The sequence below is a fragment of the Prosthecomicrobium sp. N25 genome, from assembly GCF_037203705.1.
In the GTDB taxonomy this organism is placed as follows: Bacteria; Pseudomonadota; Alphaproteobacteria; order Rhizobiales; family Ancalomicrobiaceae; genus Prosthecodimorpha.
This window is the reverse complement of sequence record NZ_JBBCAT010000004.1, coordinates 449,696-468,299: the sequence shown is the minus strand read 5'-3', so window position 1 is coordinate 468,299 and position 18,604 is coordinate 449,696. Positions and strand designations below refer to the sequence as shown.

The following is an 18,604-nucleotide window of genomic DNA, read 5'->3' as shown; positions in this document are numbered from 1 at the left end:
CTATGCCTCCGTTGGAAAGACATATAAATTCTTACGGACGTAAGTCACATATGTTTCAATCAACGCTCCCTTGTGAGCAAGATCCCCACATCGGATAGCTTGACGCTTTTCTCCAACAAAGCATCTATGTCATAAAAGCTAAGCGTCTGCTCGCCTTCATCTGCGAGCTTGCATGCTTTAGGTTCAGGAATCGAGCCTTCATTATGAGCAAAGATTCGAAATTCACCAGGCAAACCAATCTGATCTAAACGCGCTACTCTCCTTATTGTAGTCGAACCGCCGCAATCCTCGGGGAGGTTTATTGTCTGGCGCTGATTCAGCCTTCCTCGCAAGCGTTCACCATCAGCCCCACTCGAAGTTCGTAGAATAATAACGTCGTTGTATACGGATAGAGCATTCGGAATGTCTAATCGAGCCCCAAACCTTACCTTGGTCTTTAATTTGCTATCGTGCGATGCGGTCAAAACTATACGTCTCTTGATGTCCTGAACTCGCACCCCCTCTGACCTAAGTAGTGCCGCCACAAAGCTAACTATAGGTGCACTGAACGAAGTGCCCGATTGATAGTCTATTTTGATAACAGGCCGATCATTGGTATAGTCTAGTGTCGGCACCGGGATGGAACATCCTGGTGCCAGTATGTCCACAAAATTATTACTGAAGTTAGAGAAAGAAGTAATCGCCCCGTCCGGACCATGAGCACCAACGGTGATTACAATTCTATTAAATTCCCCTGCCCCTCCTCCAAGATTCGCAGGATAGCGCTTGTGCACGTCGAGCGACTTCCCTTCGTTTCCGGCGGCCACGATGAAGATAGTCTCAGTTGCACCTTGCAGCTGCATTTCGAGGGATTGCATCGGTTGCGTAGAAGAGAAGCTCAAGTTTGCAACGTCGATCCTGTGTCTCCTTGCATACAGCACAAGCGATCCAAGCTCGTTCTGGCTCAACTGCACCCGATCTGGCTGAGAATCATTCATGAGATTCGCGAAATGCAGGCGGATTGGCAGCGTCCGTAGCATCCGATATCTATTCAGATGCATACCACCAATTACCAGCGAGGCCACTGACATTCCATGGTCACGGTATTTATAGCTTGGCGCTGGATTGACATTCCCATCGTAATTCTGCAAAGAAATACCGAGAATATTGCCACGAAACTCGTCACCATCGAAGTCGTTTAGCTCCGTCTCTTGACCTTTCTCCTCTTCGTTCTCGAAAAAGTCTTGATGAGTAAAAAACAGGCGAGGTTCGATAACGTTTTCCGACCGTGTACCCGAATTGACGTTAGTAAAGGCGTCGATCGGAAAGCCGGTATCGGCTACAAGCACGATCGATGCCGAAGAGACGCGGCCCCGCCGCTCGCGTTCGTATGCATTTAGTAGCAGCGCATCCAGCACTCTTTCCATAGCTATTGGCCATTTGGCTGACTGCCCCGCAGGCATGTCACACTGAACGGGTGTGTCAACCGGGAATATGTGCGCTGGAACGGGTGCACTCACATTTAGCTGCTTAGGATCCAGCAGCTTCACAGCTTCTAATTCACCTGTTCCTAGAGTGGTATAGCTTGTTCCCACGTTAACCTGCGTATTGTTTCTCGACAAGGGTAAATTAAGTGATGGCCGTAGTCTTATCGTCGTGACACTCTTAAGTTCCGCATCCCGTAAAACATCTATAGCAACCTGCTTGTCGCTAAAGACATTAAATGCTAACCGTGTGACATTGCTCCAAAAAAGCTCCTCTCGACGAGTATCTACATCGCGCTCCGTTATTCCTCCTGCTAAAATCATGTTCGCGATGCCAACTGATAGTTCGTTCAAGTGCGGGTACTGCGGGATCACAATTTTTTTTTGCTCTATACCAGTAGTGCTTTTAATTTCATCACGAGCCGATCTAAAGGCCGCCTCAAGCAACGGAAAATCTAAAGTGCGACTTCCACTAACGGTTGGTATAAGATCGATGGGGGCTTTGGCGGAACCCGAAACACGGTTCAGCAAAGCCGACGCAGGGGAGAGCCGGGTACACGACGGCATTTCGATTGTCTTACCTTCGAAGCTCGCCATCGCTTCAGGTGTTAGACGGGCGATTCCATTCAGGCGCGCGATCTCCGAGAGAATGACGGGATCAAGCCATCCACATTGGCCCACTATATAAGCCTGCAAAGCCATGGGTTCGTTGGGTATACTCACAATATTAGTAGCAGTTATCTTCGCAAACTGCTCAACCAGCTGTTTGCTTAGGAAGGTTTTTGGAGTGATCTCGATTACAGACGGTGACTCAGACGCTGCTTCAGGCAAGATCTGAGCTTGAGCTGGACCACAAGAGCTGACCTCTACAGACGAGAGTGCAAGCATGAAACTCGCTGCAAAACGCATATTTCGAGGATCAACCCCCTTCATGGCCTGCACTCCTCAGCAGAATCATCAACCCCGCAAACCTTGGCCCCAACCTGCTTAGCTGTGTCCTGAATAAACTTCAGCAAGCTCGGTTGTGACGTCGTCGATAACCAGGATGTCGTCTGTATGTCTCCGCGCGAATTGATCCCGACCATGTACAAAACGGTTCCATCGGCAATATACGCTCCTCCACCACTGTCACCGAAGCAGACCGCCGCGCCGCCCTTCACAACCATATAGTGTTGTTCTGGTGCGGGCCCAGGCGTCAGGACCACTCTGGCTTGGCCTTCATACAGGGAGCCACTCGGTCCTGCTCCACCTCGGGCACGACAGCCGTATCCGAGCAGCGTGACGTCGCGGCCGGGGGACACCAGACTTCCCCTGGTGTTTACTCGCTCGAAATGCTTAATTTTCAGTTGCTTGTCGGTGGTGCAAACAGAGATATCTGCCGATATGTTGGGTCTGTCGGACTGATAATCTGGATGATTGCGGCACTTAACTGCTATTTCTTGGGAAGTCAGTTTAATCACGCCAGATGCGCCATCCGAAATACAATGTGCAGCAGTCAATATCACACGATTTGACACTGCGGTACTTGTACAAAATCCGGAATTTGTCTCGAAGACGAAAGTTGCAGGCCAATCTTTTGGCTCTGATGGCTTTCCTCCAATTACTTCCGGGGAAGGTCCAGTCGCGACATCAGTCAGTGGTACCATCACGAATTTATCCCCTTGTACTTGGCAATAAGCAGGCGAGTTCACAATGCCAATTGCTAATGCGGCGATAATGGTCCTAACCATTCGTTCCTCCTAGCTTACCCGCATAGACACGTGACTAATCGATCCTTAGGGCCAGGATGTCCTCAGTACAAGGCGACTTCTCGCAGATACGTCAGTACGCGCTTTCCACTCAGGAGGCGCCTAATACATGTCATCTAGTGCCGGAGCAATGTCCTTAGTATTTGCAGACCGGAAGTACACGTCCAACTCGAATGGTGAACGTGCCTAGCAAACCCTCCCAGATAGGCGAAGGAGGTTTTCCGACGCTTCACAATACGCTAACAGTGACTGATTGCAAGCCCAGACTGTGGAGACGGTCGCAGACCGTATCGCTGGGGCTGTTGATCGGTTCACTTTAGCCCCAGCACATGCGCCACCATGGCCTCGGTCGATCTTTGGTGAGGCGAGTCGGCAGGGGATTATAGCCTCCTCCAAGCCTCACAAGGCGTGCTTCGGCCTTGAAGCGATGAACACGCGGAACTTCGGGGGGGGGGGGGCACCACGTTCGGGCGTTCGGAGACGTCATGGCAATGGTTAGAGCTGGCCCCCGGCCAAGCGAGGCAGGTCTGTATGCCCATGATCACAATCTGCGGCAATGGGATGGGATCTCACTTGCACCGGGATCAAGATATTCCGACTCTGTGGCGTCGACGTCCTCGGCCGCACCGCGATCTCGCCCAACCCACGAAGCCTCGGCATTCTGCGCGAAATCTATCTCCTTACATGTTGGGGTTGAGGTATCGCGTTCCGGGTGATCCGGCACATCGGCGAGACGTCGAAGAGGCGCAGGATGATCGTCGTGGCGGGGAGGGAGCGCACCAAGAGGCCGCCGTCCGGATCGGATCGATGCTCGTCCCCTTTAGTTCGGTCTCGTCGCCCCATGACAGTGAGGTCGCGAGGGCGGCCTCGGCCTCCCGCTGGAGTCGCCGGCACGGGCGGACAGGCCGGCCCGGTTCAGGCGCACATCGACCTCCTCGCGTTCATCTCGCTGGGCGTCGATCGCCGCGCGGATGCCGTCGGGGCGGACTTCGTCTTTGGCGTGATATCCGCCGAACCGGTCGGCAAATTCTGATGTCCATGGTCAGAGCCCTTTCGTGAGTTCGCCCCGCGGCCTTGATGAACGTCAGGAGCGCGGACGCTGCGTCGTTGTCCGGATTAGTGAAGGGGTCGGCCGGCCAAGCGCTAGCCAGCTTGGTGGCGAGCCGCCCCGAGAGCCCGCGGCCTTCAGGAAGCACTCGTAGTTCCGCCGGCCAATCGACCTCACTTCCGCGACCCGGGCCTTGCCATTGGCTGGGAAGGTGACGATCGAGACCTCGAGGAGGTTGCGGCTTCGAGGGTCCGCCGGGGCTCACCGTCGTTCGTCCCGAGCGTGAGGTTCTTCGCCCGGTAGCCGACCGAGAGCCCGTCGAGCTCGCCGGGCTTGAGCTTCTCGAACACGTACTAGTCGCGTTCCGCGCCCCGGACGGAGAGCCGGTTAGTGACGCGGAGGCCGTTCGCGTCCTCTCCATGCCGGTCCACCGCCCGACCGACAAGATGTCGCCCGGACAGTCCATGAACCCGCCGAGCGGCAGGAGCATCGGCAGGCAGCTCCCCGGCCTTCTGCCAGTCGCGCGGGGCCCTGGAGCGTTCCCTTGGCGATCACGTGGCCAGAGGCGTTCAGGTGGCCAAAGACGGCGCCATATCGGAAAACTCGCCGGCTTCAAACGGGAATTCGCCGGAGAGCTTCATGTCTAGACGGGAAACATCGGACACGGCGACACCAAGCGGGAAAGCGATCAGTGGTCGGGCAGGGAGGGCTAGCGAAGCCGATCGCCGCGCACCATCCCGGTGCGGCGCCGATGGGACTTCGGAGCCCAGACTCGCCCGTCGCGAGCGCACCGGCGGGCCTACGCCGATGAGTAAATATCGTTCAATCGTCAAGCGGCCCCGGCGGTCTCGAGTTCGCGCATGAGGGCGAACGGGTCGGCGAGCGCGGCCAGGGTCGGGTCCTCGGCGGCCACCTTGCGGAGAATCGCGGCGAAGAAGACGAGCGTGCTGCCGGTAACTGTAGGGTCGCAGTTAGCTAAGGTAGAGGGCAGCATTTCTGGGCACGGCGTTGGCGGTGATGAGGAGCTTCCCGTCGACGGCGATGAGGGCCTGCATCAACACTTTTCCGCGTTCGACGAGTTGCGTGTGGAAGTCGGTGAAGCGGGCATCGGGATTTGATGGCGGCGTTAGCGGGCATGTAGAGGGCGTCTCGGACGCGCTTACGGCCGCCGTGGATGCTGCGTTGCCCGCGGAACTGCCCGCTATCGCGATTGAAGCCGGCGAGGCCTGCGAGTGCGGCCGCAGCCTTGGTCGAGCCGTCCGAGTGCGGGCATGAGGGCGATCAAGGTAGTCACGGTGACCGGGACGAGGCGGGGGATCGATTTCAGGAGGGCGGCGCGGCGGCCGAGGCCCTCGTAGGCGCGGATGATGGCGGCGATGTCGTGGTCGGCGCTTGCGATCTCGCGTTCAGGAGCTCTCGGTGGCGCAGTCGGCAGCTGGAGCCTTCGATCTGGTCGACAACGGCGTGGTGGAGCAGGCGGTCCAGGAGGGCGGTGGCGACGACGGTACCTCCGAAGACCTCGCCCTATTCAGCGAAGCCGCGGCTGGAGGTAGGGATCATGGCGCCTCGTTCGTAGCGAGCGTTGACAAGCTGGAACAAGAGGTGCCGCCGCCGGGGACGACGGGCAGGTAACCGATCTCATCGACGACGAGGAGGCTCGGGCGACAGAAGAAGCGGAGGCGCTCGGCGAGCCTACCCTCGCGCTCGGAGCGTGCGAGCGCGGTGATGAGGTCGGCGAGGGTGGTGAAGTAGACGCTTCGTCCTGCCTTGACGCCTTCGACGCCGAGGGCGGCGCCCAGGTGGCTCTTGCCGGTACCGGGCGGGCCGAGGAAGTGGACGACTTCGGCGCGTTGGACGGAGCCGAGCCCGGCGAGCGCCAGGATCCGGTCGGGGTCGAGCGATGGCTGGAAGGAGAAGTCAAAGCCCCTGATGGTCTTGATGGTGGCGAGGCGGCCCGTGCGCAGCGCGGGCTTGATGCGGCTGTTCTCGCGCAGGGTCACTCCTCGGCGAGTAGGGCGTCGATGGCTTCCAGGGCGGAGAGTTCGCCCTGCTCGAGCCGCCGGACCACATGATCGAGCGCCTCCAGGGCGCGCGGCATCTTGAGAACGCGTACACGCAGGTAGGCCGTGAAGGGATCGGGCGCGGTGGCCCGCGGTGAGCGCGATCCGTAGGCCGGAGCCTCCAAGCCGCGCTCGATGTACTTGCGAACGGTCTTGCGGTCGCTATCCGTCCGCCGGCGATCGCCGACACCGACGGGCCTTGCCGGTACAGATCCAGGATCATCATTTGCCCCCCGACTGTCCGGGCCAAGGGGCCCACTCCAACTTCTGGGGAGAACTGATTCGGCAGTGACAGGTGCTGGCTGCTGAGCATCGCGACCCGTCCGTGGCTGCCGCACAAACCTCCTTGTTCGAAGCCCTGCAAGACCGCGAACTCCTCCAGGCTCCTGGCGATCTCACCGGCAATGCGTCTGATGGGGGCACGGTCCATTCAGATGCTCTTGCCCTCGAGCGGCGGGCGGCTGAACGCGCGGTGCTTGTGAGGCTCGATCTTCTGCGCCGAAGGGATCCGGATCAGCGCGGGGCATTCAGACGCGAGGCCCCGCAACTCGCGAAAACGTCCTGTGTGGGCGCCCAGCAGAACTCGGTCCAGAAAAGGAAGCCCTGATCTGCGGCGTCACGCGTAAACGCCCCGCGCCGGTCAGGGGCGTCCCAGCCCCAAACTTCGAGGCCCCCCCCTACCCTGCCCTGGCAGGTCTCAGAGGGGCGCCGTGACCGCCCCAGGCCCGCCGGGGGGCGGTCGAGCCCGAGGCGGCCCGGTCAGCCTGCGACGGGGGCGCAGGGTCCTACCAAGCCTCGACGAGGATGAGGGCGACGAGGACAGCGAACAGGGCGAGCAGGACGACCGTTGCCATGGCCCAGCCTCGGTTCGCCGGGTGCGCAGGGTCGATCGGCCATCCGTCGAGGCCGGGGGTCGTGTCGTAGCCTCGCCGCTCGATGCCCTGCTTCGTTCGGCTATGGCACGGGTCGCAGAGGGATTGCAGGGGCGAGCAGTAGAAGGCGATCGGGTCGCCCTTGTGGGGCTCGACGTGGTCGACGATGCGTGCGGCGGTCACTCGCCCTTGCGCTGCACAGAAGCGACACAGGGGTTCGGCCCGCAGTTGGGCGTCACGGATGCTCTGCCATCGAGCGGTGCGGTATAGTCGGGGATAGGCCTCGGCCTCAACCGACCGACTGTCCCTGCGCCTCGGGTACCTGCTGCGAAGTGCGGGTTTGAGGTCACACTCGAACCGTCTACATGCGAGGTTTGAACCCGCCGGGATGGCCGCTTCCCTACCCTGCAGTGACACGAAGACCAGCATGAATTTCCCAACTGATCGGTGATGTGCGCGGGTCGTGTCAAGCCGGTTCGCTTTGCCACGTCCTTGACCTTCCACGCCGGGTGTTGACGGCCTCGTCGGATTCGAGCCCGAAGTGCGCGACGAGCGATGACAGGCCAGCCACGAGGCGGGGCTCGAACTCGTCGCGCCAGTTCTCGAACCAGACGACCCGCATGTGGGCATTGAGTTCGTCCGCCTGCACGGCGGCGCAGACCTTGAACCATCGATCGCGGAACCTGGCCTTCCGTTCCTCGGCGCAGGCCTCGCACGGGACCTCGGCGCCGCACGCGCCGCAGGCCTGCCCGTCCTCGGCCGCGGTGTTCGCCGGGAGCCCTGGCGCGCCGACGAGGCTCAGGAACGCGAGCCGGGTGTCGCGGAACTTCTGCCCGGTGTCGAACTGCGCGAAGGTGATCCGCTCGCCGAGCAGGAGCCGACCGGCGAGGGAACCGACCCGGGCGTCCCTGGCGAGTTTCTTCGAGATGCCGAAGTGACGGCATCGCGCTTCGAGCCCGACCTGGTCGGCGGGCTCGGCCTTCGTGATCCTGTCGCCGGAAGGGTATCGCTTGCCCGCCTTGCGGGGTCGTCCTCGTGCCATGTGTCCCGACCTCGTGTCCGGTGAGTAGACGGACGGTCGGGAGCCTGTCGCCCGGTGTCGACACGCACCATGGCCGATTCGGGTTCGGTTGTGCGAGCCAGATCTTGCACGCGAGCAATTCCTTCGTTCTTTCGTCGCCGCCCTAAGAGGGAGAGAAGGAACTACACAGAACGTGAAGAAAAACATCTGGATGGAGGGAGTGACGAAAGAAACGAAAGAATGAGTTATATATATGATATTATTATATGATTATAGCTCCGTTCTTTCGTTTCCGCCTGACGAAAGAATACGAAAGAATTCACACGTGCTGTGAACACGCCCCGTGCGAGGTCCGCGAAAGAATGAAATCTGCGCGAAAGAATGCAGGCCCGAAAATGTCGCCTGAGGCTACAAATATCGTCTGCACAGCGCGTCGTTGGAAGCAACGGAAATCCCGCAACGAAAGGAGCGCAATACGTGCCCATGACCTAGCGCGAAGCACCCGACGACGCCCGTGAGGCCCTGTGTGAAGCATGAGGAACACGGCCTTGCCGTGGGGTTCGGTTCCGTGGCGCACTCGATATCCCAAAGGCCGGCCAGCGAAGGGCGAGACGCGGGTCATTCCGGGCAGCATAAAAACGATGCCCTTCCCAACCGGCCCATCTGAACCCGTCCGACCGGGCACGCTCCTGATGGCGTTCGGCGAGTTCCAGGCCGCCGTGAGTCGAAGGCCGATCCGGGGTGCGTCTAAGTGGGCGCCTATGTCATCTAAGAGCCAGTCAGCCCAAGAGGAATGGCGTTTTGTAATCGAGAACGGCGATTTCTGTGGGGAGAACCAGGCGCCGCCCTTAACCGTCCACAGTGCGAGTTCGCGTGCGACGAGGACAATATAGCGCGCCCACCAGGGAAGTCCTTACCGCTAATCACCGGCAAGCTCCGCCCCCCACGCAACAACCCTGCTTAACACAGGCGCACTTCGCTAGCTGCCTCGACATCGGGCGCCAACACTCGTTCGACGTCGAGCGGGGCGCGAAGACCCCCGCCCGACGCCGGTCCTGCTCGCCGAGGCCTACCGGGAGGGCTACCGCAAAAGCTTGTAGACTACGGGCGTCCGCCCCTTGGCACCCGGCGTGCGGTCAGCGACTTGCGCGATCTGGCCGGCCTCCCGAAGCCCATCCATGGCGTCGTTAATATCCCGTTTACGGGCGACATGATTCAGTGCCCTCAGAAGGCCGGCCCGCGTAATTTCGCCGCCCGCCTTCCGCACGATTCGGAGGATGCGCAATGCGAGCGCCTGCGCCTCGGACTCGGCCATGTGTTCGAGCGCCTGCGTCCGCATCGCCTCTGCCGACCAGCGCGCGACCTCAATCCCGAACTGCATGTCCTCGACGGTCACGAAGGCGTGCGGGTCGCGGCCGAGGGCGACGATGGTAGCGATCCGGACCGCCATCTCGGCCGTGCGGGCGAAGAATGCGCCCGTGCCCGTGTCCTCGTCGATGATGGTCGCGACCTCTTCTGCGAAGGCCTCGAACATCGCCTCGGCGTCCGTGCCCCACTGCACGACCCGCGCCGGCGCCTTGCAGGGGCCCTTGTGGATTCCGCTCGCCGACATCTCGCCCGAGGCATAGAAGAGGCGCGCGAGCCCGTCGCGGATGTCGTCGGGCACGTCGCCCCCGATGGCCGGCTTGACCGGGCGCGCCTTCTGCTCGGTCGACAGGAGCAGGAAGCGATTAAGCAGGCCGTTGTGCACGTCGGCCGAGGCGAGCGACCGATAGAACTCTTCGGGCGTCGAGGTCGCATAGATCGACAGGGCGGGCCCGTAGATCGTCTGCGCCTGGATCGAGGCATAGGACGGCGTCGTCATCCTGGCGAACGAGTTGCCCCACGCCTTGCGCAACACGCCTGACATGGCCTGCTCGTGCCCGCCGGCGCGCTTGTTATTGATGCGGGCGAGGAAAACGCCGAACTCGTCCATCGTGCACAGGGCGAGCGGCGTGTCGGCCAGGACCTTGTATAGGGCGGTCCCCGAGGCGAAGTCGTCCGGCCCGAGCAGGTGCCCGAGCAGGGCCGAGTCCATCGCACGAGCGATGCACTGCGCGGGATGGTTCTTGCCGACGCCGGTCGGCGCGAGGGCGAGGACGTACAGGTGCGTGCCCGCCCCCGTGGGCGTCCCGCACTGGCGCCCAGCGACCGTGCCGACGATCGTCAGGGCGGCGCCGAGGGCGAGGGCGCGGCACGGGAACCGGTTCGAGTCCGTGATCCAGTCGACGAGGCGCCCGACGAGCCCCGGCGGTCGCGTGAGCTCGTCAGGGACCTCGTACCGGCCCGCCAGGGGCGGCGCGGTCGTCCAAGCTTCGGCTGGCAGGTCCTCGCCGATGTCCGCGACCTCGCCGGTGTCCTCGTCGAACAGTTGCGCCGAGAACAAGGCCTGCAGCTTGTCGACCACGGCGACGAACTCGGGGTCGATGTCCGCCGCCGGCAGCGGCGGGTCCTTGGGCGTCCGCATGCCCGCGGCGAGGCCGGACCGGATCGTCTTCGCCGTCTCGACCGGGTCGAGCCCGGCGGACGCAGCTGCGGCCGACAGGACGGCGACGACGTGCGACTCGGGCAGGTGCCCGCCGGCGACGTAGTGCCCGAGCTTCACGGCCGAGGCGTTCAGCTGGTTGTTCCGCCCGCCCTTCGGCGCCGAGCGGACGGCCTCGGCCTCGCCCTCGATCGCGTTCGAGAGGTAGGAGTCGATCCGCTTCTCGTCGCGCCCGGCGGGCAAGGGAAGCGACGACCTGGCCGGCGGGCTCGGGGCCGGCGTGGGCGCCTGCCCGACGTTGAATTTCGCGAGAAGGCGAGTCTCGAGTTCGTCCTCGGCGAGCTCGTCGAGGATCGGGAGTTCGTCGCGCGTGACCGTCGCCGGCGATCCGGACGGCCACTCGAACGGGGCGCCGTCAGGGTGCACGCCATGTGCGACGAACTGTTGCCCGTCGCCGAGGATTCCGACCTTGCCGACCGCGCCGAGCTTGATGATCCGCTTCGCCGGCGCCTCGCCAGGCGGCGCGGTGAAGACGAACAGGGCGCGCGGACTGTCGCCACGAACCCGCGCGATCGAGAGGCCGGCGACCTCGCGCAGGATGCCGACGACCTCGGTGACGTGCTCCGGATCGTCGACGTCGATGTCGACCGCGCGCAGGCCGCGGCACAGGATGCCGGTGTTCGTGGTCGTGATGGTCGCCGGAATCACGCCGTCCGTGTACTGCCAACCAGGGCGGGCCGGGACCTTCTCGCCAGTCCGGACCGGGATCGGCTGAAACCCGTTTTCGTAGGCGCGTCGACGAAATTCGTTAACGCCAGCGATCAGCTGCTTTCTCATCAGATCGTTCACGACAAACCCCAACATGTGATGAGTTTTATGTTCGGCACCACGGACAATGCGCAATCAAGAAAGCCTTTCGCTTTCCGTCCTCTGTACTTTTGCCGGGCATGAGGCAATTAAGGTTGGTGTCTTCAATGCATCATTTTATTTTTTTCGTATTTCCAGTCATTCTCCGCGTAATACCTCTTTACTCGCGTCATAGCGTTCGCCCTTGTACTTGGTGAGCAGGAAAAGTCTGAGCGTTACGCCCAGAGCCCGGCGAACTTTGGCCGCAGCGATTGGAGTTGCGCAAACGCGTCACCACAATCTCTGATGCATTTCAATTTTGAAGCTTGACCTTAAGCACTAAGAAAGACTTCACAAAACGTGTATAAACGTGTCTGGAGCAGGTGAGCCGAACTTAACTGGGAGTTCTAGCTATAGTGAGGAAATCAACTGAATTTCGGACGGCACCTTGTTAGGTTTTTTATATTATGATATTCTAATGAATTACACAGTCTGTGAAGCGGACCTGGCTTCCCGACGAATGAACTTTTCGGGGCCTGGATCTAAATTTCCTGTGGATTGTCGGCGCGGCCTACAAGCGACCCGATTGCACCAGCTTCAAACTGGCTTGGTTCCCGGTAGCAAAACTAGAGTTTGAAAGCGGGTACTCGTGTCAGGAGAATGATTCGCGTGGAATTTCGATGAACGCGCACCGGTCCCCGCACTAACGCTCATGACCTCCGTGCTGCGGAAAAGAGTCGACATCCAACTCCTCTGGCCTGCCAACGGTACGTATAGTCGCTTACGATTGCCCAAGGCAAAGGGGGCAATCAATAAACGACGGACACATCACCCATGTCTGAATTATTACGAGGTTACTTCTTTATCATCATTCGCCTCAATTTCGATTTGAGTTTTCTGGTATTAATACTACGATGAGGAGGTTTCGGATACACCCAGTATTGTCCGGCGGGGACCGAGATCATTGCACAACGACCGGACGGGAGTGATACCCCCCATGCGCCAAGAACAGCCAAAGGTAAACGCGCGCGGCCTTAAGGTGATCCCTCGCGCGGACGGGTCCTTCCGCCTTTTGTGGCGATGCCCGATCCGCCTCGTGCAGGCCGGCTACGCGACCCACTCCGTCAACCTCGTTTACGACATCCGCGACGAGGCGACCTGGCCGCTGATCGAACAGGCGTGCCGCGATGAGCTTGCGCGGGCCGAGGCGTGGCTTTCGTTGAAGGCGGAGCCTCGCGTCCGCCGCGGGACGATCGCCGGCCTGTGCGACCTCTATGAGACGCACGAGGCCTCGCCCTACCACGGCGCCAAATGGAACACGCGCCGGAATTACGATCAGGAACTCGGCGTGATCCGCCGGGCATGGGGCGAGCGCCGGCTCGACGCCCTCGGCGTGCTCGACTTCCATCGATGGTATGGGCAGGCTCGAGACTCGGTCGAGGGCGGCGGCATCCGGAAGGCGCACGGTCTGATTAAGCGGGTCCGCGCGATCATGAAGTTCGGTGCCGCCGCCGAGGTCCCGCACGCGCGGCGCCTGCACGAGATCCTTCTCGGGATGCGGTTCGTGAAGCCGGCGCCCCGGCGCGTCTTCATCTCGTTCGAGCAGGTTGTCGCCGTGATCCGGAAGGCGCACGAGGTCGGCCGGCCAGAGATCGCGCTCGCACAGGCCCTGCAGTTCGAGACCGGCCTGCGGCAGTCGGACGTGATCGGCCTTTGGGAACCCTGCGCGGCGGACGACGGCTCGCCTTATCGGACGAAGACCCGTCGATGGGTGCCGGGACTCGTCTGGCAGGACATCCACGCAAGCCTCGTCCTGACACTGCAGACGAGTAAGACGGGCGCGAAGGTCACTCACGCCCTGCGGTCGATGCCGCTCGTGGTGGCCGAGCTTGAGCGGATCCCGATCGAGAGCCGGGTCGGCCCTGTCGTCGTCAGCAAGGCGACCGGCATGCCGTTCCAGGGGTTCACGTTCTCGAAGGACTGGCGCCGGATCGCCGATGCCGCCGGCGTCCCGCGCGACGTCTGGAATCGGGACTCGCGCGCAGGCGCTGCATCCGAAGTCGACGAGGCCGGACTTGGCGTGGAGGACGCGCAGAAGCTTCTCGGTCACACGACGCCGAAGGTCACGCAAATCTACGTCCGAGGGAAAGCCGTGGTCGCATCCGAAAAGGTCGCAGCCGCGCGCGCCGCTCGGCGCGAAGAAAAGCTGTGACATGGAACGCTTGGCACGGGCTTAGCACGACGGCCCGAAGCACCGGCCTAAGTGCTTGAATTATTGGCGACCCCGGTTGGACTCGAACCAACGACCAACAGCTTAGAAGGCTGCTGCTCTAATCCGCTGAGCTACGGGGCCTCGCGCCAGGGGTACGCGGCGTCAGTGGGTCCAGATGCCGATCCGGCCAAACTTGAAATTGTCGGAATACGACATGGTCTTCGGCTTGCGCTCCTTCGGCTCGACCAGCCGGTACGCGATGCCGTTCTTCTCGCAGTAGGCGACGGCGTCTTCGGCCGTCGCGAAATAGAGGCGGATCTGGCTCTTCATGTCGGCGGAGGAGGTCCAGCCCATCAGCGGCTCCGGCCCCTTCGCAACCTCGGGCTCGTAGTCGAGGCACCAGCGCCTGGTCTTCGCCTGACCGGACTGCATGGCCGTCTTCGCCGGCCGATAGATCCGCGCCACCATGGATGTCGTCGCTCCGTCGCTGTCTCGAACCCGCGCGAGTCCCGTCGGGATCCCGGCGCGCTTCTCATAGCCGGCTCCGTGCGCCCGCGCCATCGGCGTTTCGTCGGTCCGGCCCGGATCGCGCGACCGTAGCGGCACCACGCCACCCTGACAAGATGCGGAAACCCCGCGCCGGAGGGCGCGGGGTTCCAAGAACGTCGTAGGAGAGATGGATCACTCGATGACTTCGACGATCCGGCGGCTCTGCGGCTCAACGAGGAGAACCTCGTTGTTGTAGTAGACGTACCGGTACTCGCGGAGCTCCGGCACCTCTTCCACGACCGTGCGCGGGATCGACTGCAGTTCGACGTCGTCCGGCAGCACCTCACCCTGGCGGGTGGTGATCTTGATCTTGATGTCCTGGTGCGGCTTCAGTTCACGCTTGATCAGGCCGAACTTGGAGCGGTCGACGATGATCCGGGCACTGCCGGTCGAGCCGCCCCCGCCCGAACGGTCGATGACCTCGACGATCCGATAGGAGCTCGGCTCCACGATGACGATCTCGTCCTCGACCACGAAGTAGCGGTACCCGCGATACTGCGGAACGATCGAAACGATCGTCTCGGGGACGCTGTGCAGTTCAATTTCGCCGCGCGGCACGGAGGTGCCGACGTTGATGTTGAACTTGATCTTCGACCGCTCGACCGGCTTGGCCCGCTCGACCAGGGTGGCGGTCACGCGCGAGCGCTCCTCGCCCTTCAGCTTGACGGAGAGCTTGGCGTCCGGGCCGTCGCCCTTGTCGGAGCCGGCCTGACGATTGCGATCGCGATCGCGCTGGTTCTGGTCGTCCGCGGCCTTGTTGCGGTCACGCTCGGCGCCGTCCCGATCCTGCGCGTTGCGGTTCTTGTCGCGCTCGCGGAGGTTCTGGTCCTCGGCCGACTTGTTGCGGTCACGGTTGGCGTCGTCGCCCTGCGCGTTGCGATTCTTGTCGCGCTCGCGCAGGTTCTGGTCCTCGGCCGACTTGTTGCGGTCCCGGTTGGCGTCGTCGCCCTGCGCGTTGCGGTTCTTGTCACGCTCGCGCAGGTTCTGGTCCTCGGCCGACTTGTTGCGGTCGCGGTTCGCGTCGTCGCCCTGCGCATCGCGGCGGCGGTTCTGGTCCGCCTCGGGCTTGTTGCGATCCTGGTCCTGGCCGGCCTGGTACTGGCGGCGGCGCTGGCTGTCGTCCTGGGCGCGGTTCTGCCCGGGAGCGGACTCGGACCGACCGGGACGGGCCGAATCGTCGGCCTGCGGACGGTTCTGCCCGGGGGCGGCCTCGGAGCGGCCGGGACGGTTGGCGTCGTCGGCGGCCGGCCGGTTCTGGCCCGGAGCCGAATCGGAACGGCTCGGGGTGCCGCTGTCCTGGCGCTCCTGGGTGGCGCCCGGGCGCTTGATCTGCGGGTCCCCGGTCTGGGCGGAGACGGTGGCGAGGCCGGCGAGCAGGGCCGCAACGGCGGTGCCGGTCATCAGGAGAGTTCGCATGGAGTCGACTCCTTTTTTCATGTCGATCTTTGCCCGGGCGAGGTGTTTCAGGCGGCTCACAAGACGCCAAAAGAGTCCTGTCGCCGCCGACTCGACCTCGGGGGGTCGCTTCCAAACGTTCTAGAGCTGCACCGGTTCCGATAACTTAGGGAATTCATGGGAGCCACGGCTCAGTTCAAGCCAGATGCTTCCACGACCTGGGACAGGCGGCGTCGTCCGGAATCGATCGGCGACTAAACCGAAGTCGCCTCACATCCGTATAGCTCCATGTCGGAAGCAGGGGCGACGCCACCCGCCCCTCCTCCGGGCAGGGCTCAGCCGCCGGTCACGGCGGCTTCGAAGTCTCCCCGAGCTCCTGCACCGTCCCCTTCGGGGGACGCTCCCGGCGAGCCTGCCCCCCGGCTCGCCGGGTCGCCCGCCCGCAAGGCCGGGAGCCTTTACCTGCGCGCGGGCCCCGTGTATCCAAGCCCTCGACGTCGTGCGGCGGGGCATAGCGCAGTCTGGTAGCGCGGGAGTTTTGGGTACTCCAGGTCGCAGGTTCGAATCCTGCTGCCCCGACCAGTCCCGCCCCTGTCCGGGCCGGGCACAGCTGACCTGAGCGGAGGCCCGTCGGGTCAACCCCGCATCAGCGGATGCACGACCTTGTCGCCGGCCTTCAGGCCGAGACGCTTCGAGGTTCCTGCCACCACCTCGAGGACGAAGCGCACCGAAGCCTGCGAGGGCACGGTCGCCTCGGACAGCGGCGTGGTGTTCTCGGCGATATGCGCGATCGTGCCGTCCGCCCGGATGAAGATCATGTCGAGCGACACGTAGGTGTTCTTCATCCAGAAATAGACCGGCTGCTCGCGCTTGAAGTCGAACAGCATGCCGTAGTCCGGATCGAGCTTGGTCCGGAACATCAGCCCTTCGGCCCGCTTCTCGTCGTCCGCCGCGATCTCGATCCGGAACGCGTGCCGCCCCGAGGCGGTCACGAGCTCCAGCCGGTCCAGGCCGGCCTGTGCCGACGCCGCCCCGCTGCGGCCCACGCCGGGGAGCCCGGGGGCGGCGAGAAGGGGCAGGACGGCCAGGAAGAGAAGAAGGGCGAGGCGCAGACGTCGCAAGTCCATGGAAGCGATCCGGCAAGAGCTGTCCGACAGCCGGTCGGCCCGGCCGCCGGCCTCGCGACGTCATAGCATGAAAGTGGCAGGAGAAGGCCAGACCGAGCCGCGGACCGCCTGGTCCGCACGCACACACGAGGCGGGGCGCGCCTCCCCCGGCGCCGCCGGGTCAGGTACGACCGACCGACGCCCGGAGATGCGTTTTCCGATCAGTGGGAGTTCGGAATGTGCCCCCCGCCGTCGGGGCGGATCTCGGCCGCCATCCGGCCCTTCGGACCTTCCCCAAAGCGCACCAGGACGGTCTGCCCGGGCCGGAGCTCGGCCAGGCCGAAGCGGCGGAGCGTCTCCATGTGGATGAAGATGTCCGGCGTTCCGTCGCCGCAGGTCAGGAAGCCGAATCCCTTGATGCGGTTGAACCACTTCACGACGGCCCGCTCCATCCCGCTGGTCGGCACCACCTGGACGTGCGTGCGCGAGGGCGGAAGCTGCGAGGGGTGGACGGCCGTCGATTCGTCCATGTGGACGATGCGCAGGGCCTGCAGGCCGCGAGGCCGGTTCAGCACCTCGCAGACCACCCGGGCTCCCTCGTAGGCGGTTTGAAATCCGTCCCGCCTGAGGCAGGTGACATGAAGCAAGATGTCCGGAAGTCCGTTATCCGGCACGATGAAGCCATAGCCCTTGGCGACATCGAACCACTTGATGGAACCGGCCACCTCGATGACGTCGACGGCTGCCTCGTCGCCGCCTGTTTCGAGAGGACGGGTGTCCGGTCCGAATTTGGCCCCCATGCCTGACCACCCCCCTAGAACTCGCGGAAGCGACCTCCGGCCGCTCCCGATGCTCGAACCCGGCGGCCGCACACGCCTTGATTCTTACTGAAAGCATAACATCGGTCTCAGGCACGACCACTGACAATGCGCAAGAGCAACCGGTTTTTTTGAATGCACCGCCGGCGCGGTTGATGCGGGAACAGGCGTATCACAGCGTTTTGAAGAGAGGCCCGATGGGCAGCCGCAGCACCCTGTCGGCGAGGTCGTCGAGTTCGGTCTCGTCGCGATTGACGATCACGAGCCGTGCCCCGAGCCGTTTCGCCATGATGGGAAAACCGGCGGCCGGATAGACCTGCAGCGACGAGCCGACGGCGAGGAACAGGTCCGCGGCCCGCGTGGCCTCCTCGGCCCGTGCCATGGCGTCGACCGGCATGGCTTCCCCGAAGGACACGACCGCGCACTTGACCAGTCCCCCGCAGGCCGGGCACCGGGGCGACGTGCCCGTCTCGGCGATCTCCGCCTCGACGGCCGCGATCCCGGCCCGCGTGCCGCATCGCAGGCAATGCGCGTAGGTCCCGTTCCCGTGCAGTTCGACGATCCGGTCCGCGGGCACGCCGGCGCGCGCGTGCAGGCCGTCGATGTTCTGGGTGATCACCGCGCGGCAGTGCCCGCTCTCGACCAGCCGCGCGATGGCCTTGTGGCCCTCGTTCGGCTCCGCGCCGCCGAACTGGCGGCCCAGTTCGAAGCGGCGGCGCCAGTCCTCCAGCCGCGCCGCCTCGGAGGCGACGAAGTCCTGGAACTCGATCGGGCGCAGGCGCGACCACAGCCCGCCCGGCGAGCGAAAATCCGGAATTCCCGACTCCGTCGAGATCCCCGCCCCCGTGAACACCACGAGCGCGCGCGACGCGGCGATCTCGTCTGCCAGAATGCGCCTTCCCTCGTCGAGGTCGCGGACGATATTGGTGGGCATCGCTGTAA

General features: G+C 62.9%; 12 protein-coding genes, 2 tRNA genes and 2 pseudogenes. 2 read left to right on the top strand and 14 right to left on the bottom strand.

Translation table 11 applies throughout. From position 1 onward, the window contains the following. Positions 1-59: 59 nt before the first annotated feature. The 8 genes and pseudogenes from WBG79_RS24360 to WBG79_RS24325 all read right to left on the bottom strand — a co-directional run bounded on the left by WBG79_RS24360 (position 60) and on the right by WBG79_RS24325 (position 11,573). The gene (locus WBG79_RS24360) at positions 60-2,396 is read right to left on the bottom strand and encodes a S8 family serine peptidase (protein WP_337359837.1); all 2,337 of its coding nucleotides are present in this window, start codon (positions 2,394-2,396) and stop codon (positions 60-62) included. Continuing rightward, positions 2,393-3,193 carry a S1 family peptidase gene (locus WBG79_RS24355; protein ID WP_337359836.1) on the bottom strand — a complete coding sequence of 267 codons (801 nt, stop codon included), beginning with the start codon at positions 3,191-3,193 and terminating at the stop codon, positions 2,393-2,395. Before WBG79_RS24355 ends, WBG79_RS24360 begins: the two co-directional genes overlap by 4 nt. Before the next feature lie 1,895 nt (positions 3,194-5,088). Continuing rightward, the gene (locus WBG79_RS24350; RefSeq protein WP_337359835.1) at positions 5,089-5,253 is read right to left on the bottom strand and encodes a hypothetical protein; all 165 of its coding nucleotides are present in this window, start codon (positions 5,251-5,253) and stop codon (positions 5,089-5,091) included. Next, a pseudogene (locus WBG79_RS27670) lies at positions 5,235-5,501 on the bottom strand (transposase); the annotation flags it as partial. The pseudogene WBG79_RS27670 and the gene WBG79_RS24350, both read right to left, overlap by 19 nt. A gap of 81 nt (positions 5,502-5,582) precedes the next feature. Next, positions 5,583-6,357 (bottom strand): annotated as a pseudogene (gene istB, locus WBG79_RS24345) (IS21-like element helper ATPase IstB). A 747-nt stretch (positions 6,358-7,104) separates the two neighbouring features. Further along, entirely contained in the window at positions 7,105-7,374 is a 270-nt protein-coding gene (locus WBG79_RS24335) for a hypothetical protein (protein ID WP_337359834.1), read from the bottom strand. Positions 7,375-7,657: 283 nt separating this feature from the next. Next, the gene (locus WBG79_RS24330; protein WP_337359833.1) at positions 7,658-8,233 is read right to left on the bottom strand and encodes a hypothetical protein; all 576 of its coding nucleotides are present in this window, start codon (positions 8,231-8,233) and stop codon (positions 7,658-7,660) included. A gap of 1,060 nt (positions 8,234-9,293) precedes the next feature. Then, positions 9,294-11,573, bottom strand: a complete 2,280-nt coding sequence (locus WBG79_RS24325; protein ID WP_337359832.1) for a bifunctional DNA primase/polymerase — start codon at positions 11,571-11,573, stop codon at positions 9,294-9,296. A gap of 1,006 nt (positions 11,574-12,579) precedes the next feature. On the opposite strand from WBG79_RS24325, the gene WBG79_RS24320 reads away from it, so the two are divergent. After that, positions 12,580-13,794, top strand: a complete 1,215-nt coding sequence (locus WBG79_RS24320) for a tyrosine-type recombinase/integrase (protein WP_337359831.1) — start codon at positions 12,580-12,582, stop codon at positions 13,792-13,794. A gap of 64 nt (positions 13,795-13,858) precedes the next feature. Here the strand turns inward: WBG79_RS24320 and WBG79_RS24315 are convergent. The 3 genes from WBG79_RS24315 to WBG79_RS24305 form a co-directional block, all read right to left on the bottom strand. Continuing rightward, positions 13,859-13,935, bottom strand: a tRNA-Arg gene (locus tag WBG79_RS24315). Between the two features lie 21 nt (positions 13,936-13,956). After that, the gene (locus WBG79_RS24310; protein ID WP_337359830.1) at positions 13,957-14,262 is read right to left on the bottom strand and encodes an ETC complex I subunit; all 306 of its coding nucleotides are present in this window, start codon (positions 14,260-14,262) and stop codon (positions 13,957-13,959) included. A 213-nt stretch (positions 14,263-14,475) separates the two neighbouring features. After that, entirely contained in the window at positions 14,476-15,759 is a 1,284-nt protein-coding gene (locus WBG79_RS24305) for a DUF1236 domain-containing protein (protein WP_337359829.1), read from the bottom strand. Between the two features lie 484 nt (positions 15,760-16,243). On the opposite strand from WBG79_RS24305, the gene WBG79_RS24300 reads away from it, so the two are divergent. Further along, positions 16,244-16,320, top strand: a tRNA-Pro gene (locus WBG79_RS24300). Positions 16,321-16,373: 53 nt separating this feature from the next. Here WBG79_RS24300 and WBG79_RS24295 read toward each other — a convergent pair. From WBG79_RS24295 to WBG79_RS24285, 3 genes are all read right to left on the bottom strand, one after another. Next, positions 16,374-16,865 carry a DUF192 domain-containing protein gene (locus WBG79_RS24295; RefSeq protein WP_337359828.1) on the bottom strand — a complete coding sequence of 164 codons (492 nt, stop codon included), beginning with the start codon at positions 16,863-16,865 and terminating at the stop codon, positions 16,374-16,376. 200 nt (positions 16,866-17,065) lie between these two features. Continuing rightward, positions 17,066-17,644 (bottom strand): cold-shock protein, encoded by a 579-nt coding sequence (locus WBG79_RS24290; protein ID WP_337359827.1) that lies wholly within the window; start codon positions 17,642-17,644, stop codon positions 17,066-17,068. Positions 17,645-17,834: 190 nt separating this feature from the next. Further along, positions 17,835-18,596, bottom strand: coding sequence for an SIR2 family NAD-dependent protein deacylase (locus tag WBG79_RS24285; RefSeq protein WP_337359826.1), 762 nt, complete (start codon positions 18,594-18,596; stop codon positions 17,835-17,837). Positions 18,597-18,604 lie beyond the last annotated feature (8 nt).

Excerpts from the sequence above, each read along its gene's own strand:
- WBG79_RS24310 (WP_337359830.1), bottom strand. The coding sequence starts at position 14,262 with ATGGTGGCGCGGATCTATCGGCCGGCGAAGACGGCCATGCAGTCCGGT.
- WBG79_RS24350 (WP_337359835.1), bottom strand. The coding sequence starts at position 5,253 with ATGCTGCCCTCTACCTTAGCTAACTGCGACCCTACAGTTACCGGCAGC.
- WBG79_RS24305 (WP_337359829.1), bottom strand. The coding sequence starts at position 15,759 with ATGCGAACTCTCCTGATGACCGGCACCGCCGTTGCGGCCCTGCTCGCC.
- WBG79_RS24285 (WP_337359826.1), bottom strand. The coding sequence starts at position 18,596 with ATGCCCACCAATATCGTCCGCGACCTCGACGAGGGAAGGCGCATTCTG.
- WBG79_RS24325 (WP_337359832.1), bottom strand. The coding sequence starts at position 11,573 with ATGAGAAAGCAGCTGATCGCTGGCGTTAACGAATTTCGTCGACGCGCC.
- WBG79_RS24295 (WP_337359828.1), bottom strand. The coding sequence starts at position 16,865 with ATGGACTTGCGACGTCTGCGCCTCGCCCTTCTTCTCTTCCTGGCCGTC.
- WBG79_RS24330 (WP_337359833.1), bottom strand. The coding sequence starts at position 8,233 with ATGGCACGAGGACGACCCCGCAAGGCGGGCAAGCGATACCCTTCCGGC.
- WBG79_RS24320 (WP_337359831.1), top strand. The coding sequence starts at position 12,580 with ATGCGCCAAGAACAGCCAAAGGTAAACGCGCGCGGCCTTAAGGTGATC.
- WBG79_RS24290 (WP_337359827.1), bottom strand. The coding sequence starts at position 17,644 with ATGGGGGCCAAATTCGGACCGGACACCCGTCCTCTCGAAACAGGCGGC.
- WBG79_RS24360 (WP_337359837.1), bottom strand. The coding sequence starts at position 2,396 with ATGAAGGGGGTTGATCCTCGAAATATGCGTTTTGCAGCGAGTTTCATG.
- WBG79_RS24355 (WP_337359836.1), bottom strand. The coding sequence starts at position 3,193 with ATGGTTAGGACCATTATCGCCGCATTAGCAATTGGCATTGTGAACTCG.